Annotated in this window: 8 protein-coding genes and 1 pseudogene; 1 reads left to right on the top strand and 8 read right to left on the bottom strand. The window is 48.7% G+C overall.

Annotated elements, in window-relative coordinates:
• The coding region (locus H6F80_RS05590) for a cation:proton antiporter (protein ID WP_190790612.1) at positions 1-1343 on the bottom strand (1343 nt) is incomplete at its 3' end.
• Positions 1340-1675 (bottom strand): NADH-quinone oxidoreductase subunit K, encoded by a 336-nt coding sequence (locus tag H6F80_RS05585; RefSeq protein ID WP_190790611.1) that lies wholly within the window; start codon positions 1673-1675, stop codon positions 1340-1342. The genes H6F80_RS05590 and H6F80_RS05585, both read right to left, overlap by 4 nt.
• A 553-nt stretch (positions 1676-2228) precedes the next feature.
• On the opposite strand from H6F80_RS05585, the gene H6F80_RS05580 reads away from it, so the two are divergent.
• Positions 2229-2390 (top strand): hypothetical protein, encoded by a 162-nt coding sequence (locus tag H6F80_RS05580; RefSeq protein WP_190790610.1) that lies wholly within the window; start codon positions 2229-2231, stop codon positions 2388-2390.
• Between the two features lie 5 nt (positions 2391-2395).
• Here the strand turns inward: H6F80_RS05580 and H6F80_RS05575 are convergent, their stop codons facing one another.
• The 6 genes and pseudogenes from H6F80_RS05575 to H6F80_RS05550 form a co-directional block, all read right to left on the bottom strand.
• Positions 2396-2875 (bottom strand): phosphate-starvation-inducible PsiE family protein, encoded by a 480-nt coding sequence (locus H6F80_RS05575; RefSeq protein ID WP_190790609.1) that lies wholly within the window; start codon positions 2873-2875, stop codon positions 2396-2398.
• 81 nt (positions 2876-2956) lie between these two features.
• Complete coding sequence (locus tag H6F80_RS05570) at positions 2957-4342, bottom strand: cation:proton antiporter (RefSeq protein ID WP_242067183.1); 1386 nt, start codon at positions 4340-4342, stop codon at positions 2957-2959.
• Positions 4343-4480: 138 nt separating this feature from the next.
• Positions 4481-5191: pseudogene (locus tag H6F80_RS05565) on the bottom strand (IS6 family transposase).
• A gap of 63 nt (positions 5192-5254) precedes the next feature.
• Positions 5255-5596: a hypothetical protein gene (locus H6F80_RS05560; RefSeq protein WP_242067182.1), complete on the bottom strand. Its 342-nt coding sequence runs from the start codon at positions 5594-5596 to the stop codon at positions 5255-5257.
• Positions 5597-5927: 331 nt separating this feature from the next.
• The gene (locus H6F80_RS05555; RefSeq protein ID WP_190790607.1) at positions 5928-6260 is read right to left on the bottom strand and encodes a P-II family nitrogen regulator; all 333 of its coding nucleotides are present in this window, start codon (positions 6258-6260) and stop codon (positions 5928-5930) included.
• A gap of 96 nt (positions 6261-6356) precedes the next feature.
• Positions 6357-6892, bottom strand: a 536-nt coding sequence (locus H6F80_RS05550; RefSeq protein WP_190790606.1) for a sodium-dependent bicarbonate transport family permease, incomplete at its 5' end; no start/stop codon positions are given.

Below are 6892 nucleotides of genomic sequence, written 5' to 3'. Positions count from 1 at the left end.
CGAACGGTTTGTCGAAAGATTAGAAAATACGCTAACCAGCCTAGAGCGATTGTAATCAGGGGTTTGACAATATTCGCAAGACTATATGCCTCGTAATACACTAGATTTGCCAGAATTAGTCCCCCAATCAGCAAGACGATCGCTGTCCAGAATCCTGGCTGGTTCTTTTTCGCTTCCGCTTGGTTCTGATGAGGTAGAAAGATAAACTTGGCGAAGGAAATTGCTGTTCCTAGAGCTGCCACATTCATCCCAATGACCTGCCAGGGCAACAGGCTTTTCATCGTCAAAACCTTCGCCCCAAACCCCGATAGCAGAGGAAACCCTGAAATCGAGAAACTTGCTATCACTAAAACAAGCCAAATTGGTGTAGTGAGGGGCTTATGTTGCAGCTCCTTGAGGTTACGGCTGGGCAAAACGCCTGCAATCAGAAAAAGTGCCGACTTTACTAAACCATGCGTTAGCGCATAAAAGCCGCCGACCTCGGGTGCAGCCAGAATAAAACCCAGTTGGGAAACGGTATGAAACGCCAGCATCCGCTTGGTGTCTTTCTCAAAAACAGCATAGCCAACACCCATCAAAGCGGTTCCTACACCAAAAATGCGAATCAAAGGATCAATTTCCTCGATTAGTAAAGCGCAGCGTACGAGCGGCAGAACCCCTGCCTTAACGACCACACCGGACAGCATTGCTGATACAGGCGTTTCTGATTCAGAGTGAGTCAACGGTAGCCACAGCCCCGATACAAAAATTCCGCCTTTAACGAGAAGTCCTAGAAAAATGAGAGCAAGTGCTTCTGGTGGTGCTTCTCGCAATCCGGTAAATGCAAAGGAATGGCTCGCTTGATAAACCAGAACTGCGCCTACCAGATAAAACAGCATGGCAACGTTGCTGGTAAACAAATATCGCAGCCCAACCCAAATCGATCGATCCGTGCGGGGATAAGCAATTAACAGAAACGCGGCAATACTAATGACCTCTAACGCCACATATAAACTGATGAAATCCATACAGGCGAACGCCGAATTGACGCTGCCATGCAGGATGATGGTCTGCATATAAAAGAAGGCTGTTTTATCACTGCCCCAACAATAGAGAATAACGGCGGCTGTCACGACCGCATTCGTTAGAATAAAGAAACCACTCAGCGAATCAAGCAGCAAAGTAACGCCAAAGTGATCCAGTAATTGCAGTGGCAGCGGCGGTTGGGTAAAGAGCAGCAAGGCATAGCCGACCGAAGCGATCGCCACTCCTAGTGATAAATAGCGAGCCAGTTTGGGAAGCAGATAACTGATAAACCCGATGAAAAACGGCAGGCTAATCCAGACGAGCGTGAGGCTACTCATAGTGTGTTATTTTGCTCAATCTCGCTTGTTTCTAACGTTGGGTTATCCTGCGCCAGCTTCATCACGCCGACCAGCATGAGTGCTTGAATTGAAAAGCCAATGACGATCGCTGTTAAGATAACTGCTTGAGGGACAGGATCAGCGTATTTTTCTGTTGAAATATCTGAAAGAATCGGTGTAAATAAACCATCGCGGGATGCAACGAGTACATAGTAGGCAATAACCCCCGTACTCATAACATCCATTGAAATAATCTTCAGCACCAGGCTTTTCTTCAGGATAATACCGAAGAATCCGCACAATATTGTTCCAAATACGCAGGCTTCTAGCACAGTCCCTTCCCCTAACAGCGTTGAATGGATACCCTAAGAGATGGCGAAAACTGTGAGCGATGGCGCAGGCTAGGATTGATCTGGGAGCGCGATCGCCTCAAATTGTTCTTGCGTTCCTGCTTAATGTTTTGCGGAAAGCATAGACTTAATTCAATGATTGACTGAGACTGAATAGCAATATCATTATACTTTGATTCTGGCTCTTACGCGAGTCTTAATGCTATCGATGCATAATCTGATGATTAATTTGATGACTGATCTGATGACTTCAGAGACAGGGTTTGATTATGGAAGCCGTACTATGGGCAGTCTGAATTTCAGGAGAACTAAGAAAATTCTATTAGTTCCAAAGAAAACCTAAATACTTCCAATATTGCGGTTGCTCCCTTTTCTCAATACAGTTCACAAAAGACGCATTGCGTTTGCTTGTTGATGCGCTACATTCATGTCTTGAGTGAGGAAGGTTATCATGAAGAAGCTAGATCAGAATTTGCCGCATTCCCATAATGTGAACGAGGGGTGAGCAATTCATATTTATGGCAAGAATCGCCGCTTGCTTTACACCCTTGATCCTTCTCATGGCTGGAGCGTGCTAGTTGGTTTGGCATTTGGCGCGATCGTGACAGTTGGCTGTGTTGACATTAATCGCTATCCATCCGCCCAGTCTACTGAATCCACTGCTAAACCCATGCAGGCTCCATTATCCGTAGATTGATTTTGTTAAACTTGACGTTCACGATTGCGCCGCACAATCCAATAGCTGATTGACAAAGCAAAAATTGCCAGAGCCAGAGCCATTAGCTCCAGTCCACCTGTTTTGTTAAAGTCAAAAATGATGATTTTACGGGCAACGGCTGTGAGCGATGTGACAATCACCAGTTCCAGTTGAACCACGTGCTTTCTCAAGTAGGCAGTGATGTTTTCTAACAGCTCCAATGCGATCAGGATATTGAGAAATAAGCCAAACATCGAGAGCAGCGTTACTGTAAAGAACTCATCTGGATTTGCAAGTTTATTATTAAACCAGACTTCTCGAAGGAGAAAAATAAAGAGTTCGGTTACTGAAGCGAAAATCACGCCTGTCATGGCGATCGAGAGAATCTTCGCAACCCATGTTTCTACCTTTTTCAGCAGACTCAAGAATCCGTCATCGCTGACGGCCGATCGAACGGATTGAGTGAATTGCTGCCAGGGGTTCATAGTGGCTGATCTAAACTGGCACTGGTCAATCTTCGTTTAAATCCCCCTGAAAAAGGGGGACTTTTAGTTACCTATTTACCTTTATGGTAATGTTTGAGGTTCACGCTTCATCGTCCCTGTCTCAATCAACAGTTCGGATTCATCAGAATCTGAAGACTGCCCAAACGCCAGGCGTAGGAAGGGTGGCGCAAGGAATGTGGTTAAAATTACCATTGTAATAATCGCTGCCTCTAGCGGTTTACTCAACACGCCACTGGCAGAACCAATCCCGGCAAACACTAGACCGACTTCACCACGCGGAATCATGCCCACGCCGATCGCCAGACGGTTAATGCCAGGTTGACCAAACACCGCCCAGCCGGTCACAACCTTGCCGATAATTGCTACGACAATCAGAAATGCCGCAATCACCAAGCCTTCCCGGTTTGCGGCAACAGCCGGGTTCAGTACGCCCAAATCTGCTTTTGCGCCCACCGTCACAAAGAAAACGGGAACCAGGATATCGGCGATCGGAATGATTTGCTGATCAAGTTCCTTCCGGCGATCGGTTTCATCCAGAACTAACCCCGCTGCAAATGCACCCAAAATTGCTTCCAGATGAATTGCGTTTGCCAGAAACGCCATCAGGAACGCAAAGATCAGGGCCGGAATTACCAGTTTGCCGCGTGTCTGGAGTTTGTCTACGATCGTCACAAATGCCTGATTAAAGAACTTGCCCAACAGGATTGCACCCAGCAGGAAACCCGTCGCGCTGATGATGAGATAAACCACGTTCATCACATCGACTTCACCCGTCTTAGCAAGACTGGCAACCACCGCCAGCACAATAATGCCTAGCACATCATCAATGACTGCCGCACCGACAATAATCTGTCCTTCCCGCGCCTTGAGTCGCCCCAATTCCGATAACACTTTTGAAGTAATACCAATACTGGTTGCCGTCAACGCTGCTCCGGCAAAAATCGCAGGAATTGCAGCGACATGAAACAGCAGCATCAGCCCTACCGTACCTGCGGCAAAGGGAACCGCTACTCCCACGCAAGCAACGATCGCCGCTTGATAGCCCACCTTCTGCAACTCGCGCAGATCGGACTCCAAGCCAATTTCGAACAGCAGAATGATTACGCCAAGCTCTGCTAGAAGCGAAATAATCTCGCTTTGTGACTCAAACACTTCGATGACGGCTTGAGGTGTTAAGCCCCCAACCCATTGCAGAATCGGCATTAGCAAAGAATCGGTTGCCTGTGCGCCACTCTCTGGAAACACCAGCAAATGAAATGCTGAAGCTCCGACCAGCACACCGCCAATCAATTCGCCTAGCACAGGCGGAAAATCTAACGCTTTTGAAATTTCACCACCCAGCTTACTAGCGAAGTAAATAATCACCAGACTCAGCAGCACCCCCGATAAAACGATGGACGCATTTTCAGGCGATGCCATTGCTAATGTCGGAGAATAAGGATTCATCCAGGAGAATCCGGTTGATACCAAATTTGTCCAAATTGAAAGCACATTAGGTGCAATCCAGACCATGTGTGATACCTCTGTGATGGTTGTGTCGCAAAAACTTTTTAAGGACAAACAATCTGTATCGTTTGCGTTCCCTTAAGCAGCAATTCCAAAGATCGCTTCGATAAACTTCACTTGAGACACATTGTCCCCTTGTTTGACTTCTTTTACTTGTCCTTTCCGAATTATATTCATCGCTTCAATCCCGCTCAACGTTCATCTTGCTGCGTTGAACGTCTTAAATCCCATCATCGGCTTCACGATGCGCTTGATCGATCGATGATCCTGCTCAACCCCATGATTCAAATATTTGCTCTGCCTTAATTCGGTCTCTTTTTCAATCGTTTCATCTGCTTTGAGCGTTTCCATTGCCGCTGGGTAAGCCGTATTCTTGTCCACTGTTATCTCCCGTGGAGCTTGAGTGTGCTGACCCTTGAGTACTTTGTGCAAGAATCTTGCCGCTGCCTTGCCATCTCGCTTGGCACTGAGCATAAAGTCCAGCGTATTACCCTGGGAATCCACAGCGCGATATAGATACTTCCACACTCCCCTAACTTTGATATAAGTTTCGTCCACGCGCCATAAGTCGTTCGTCGGTTTCAGGTGTCGTCGAATCCGTTTGTCTAGCTCTGGTGCGTACCTCAACACCCAACGGTTGATGGTCGAGTGATCCACTCCCATGCCGCGCTCCTGCATCATCTCCTCCAAATCGCGGTAGCTGAGGGAGTAACGGCAGTACCACCGCACGTTCAGCAGGATGATTTTGGGCAAGAAGTGCCGCCACTTCAACAGAGAAGCAGTAGACATCGGAGGAGGAGGTTTAGTCCTATTTACCTTACCACCCACCAGTTTTTGCGACACAACCAATAATCACGCCGATTTCAGCAGAACCGAAATCGCTTCACTTTGCGACTCAAAGATCCGGGTCAGCGCATCCGGTGCCATTTGATTCAATTCTTGCAGCGCCGTCATAATCACCGAGTCAGAAGCAGACAGCCCCCCTTCGGGAAAGTTCACTAGGTGCAACGCCGAAACACCAACAATTACACCAGCGACCAGTTCCCCCAGGACGGGCGGAAAACCCAATCGCCTAGCAATCTCTGCGCCGAACTTGCTGGCCAGATAAATCACCACCAGCGTCAGCGATACGCCAGACAGAATAATGGGTGAATCCTCAGCAACAACGGTCGCCAGGAATAGTATCGGAGCCATGAGAGCGGCTATCCCCCCACTGAAAGGAGGCAGAATGTTGGACAAAATCATGAGTTTAAAGCGATGAAGGTTAAAGGTTAAAGGGAGTCATAAAACTGCGGAAGGGTATGAAAAAAGCAACCGATCAAGGACGGTCATGCTTTGGATGCGGTTGCCTGGATCGAGACAAGCCTAGTCGTCAATGAGCGACGCGGGCGAATAGGTGTTGAGATTATCTTGAATCACAATCAGCTCCTCCGCTTGGGCATCATCTAAATCGACTAACGTTTTGAATAACGATCAACAAAAAGCCGGGGCATGACCCGGCCATTTAGGTCTGCGTCGTCTCGATTCAACAGCCGTCTGGTCCACAGAAGCTGTGCCCGTACAGTACCTCCGCGTCACAGATATAGATCATGCCCGCAAAATCGAGGAAAAAATTCACTGCGACCTTATCCGCAATATTCTCGGCCATATCCCGATCCGGGGTGAGCACCTCGAATTTTATATTCGCCGTGGTGTCAGAAACGTTGGGTTGTCCTGACGAGCGCACGTTGCGACTGCCTTTACCGCCAGTTTCCACCACCGTATAACCAGTCGCCCCGCATTCATCGATGATATTGGCGATCTTTTTCAGCAGAATCTTTTCCGTGACGATGACAAGCTTTTTGGCTGGCTTTGCCATGTTGATTACCTCCGTACCTATGTATCTTGATCTTGTATATTGATCTACTCGGTCTGCCGGGTCAAGGAAGCACCGACAGACCGCGACCCGTCGGGATTAGCGGCCGCCTATCGCCTGGGCGAGTCCGAGGAAGAGCGGTATACACAAGCCGATCGCAACGGGCGTACCGATGGCTGTGGAGGCCCCGATGTAGGCGGAGGGATTGGCCGACGGGATACCGGCTCGCAACGTGGGCGGACCTGAAATGTCTGAACTGGAGGAGGCGATAACAGCCAGAACCACGACACCGCCCAGGCTGAATCCTGCGACGTAGTGGGCAATCATGCCGAGACCGAAGGCGATAAGCCCATGCACAAACGGTGCTACCACGCTATACACGACGTACCACTGGGCCACCTTACGCAGTTCGCCAAGCCTTGACCAAGCCTCCATACCCATGACCAGCATCAAGATCGAAAGCAAGCCGCGAAAGGCGGGATCGTAGAAGCTTTTATAGACACTTTCCGGCTGGGCTAATATGCCAAGAGCAATGCCGAGCAACATTGCCGATAGGGCAGGTCCCTGGAGGCTTTCCTTCACGATCGGCCATATTTTGACCCGATTATCCGCAGACTGTTGCTTTCTGAGATACT

The organism is Leptolyngbya sp. FACHB-711 (assembly GCF_014695615.1).
Lineage (GTDB): Bacteria > Cyanobacteriota > Cyanobacteriia > Elainellales > Elainellaceae > Leptolyngbya_A.
Note: the sequence above shows the minus strand (reverse complement) of the source record. Positions and strands in the feature narration are given on the sequence as shown.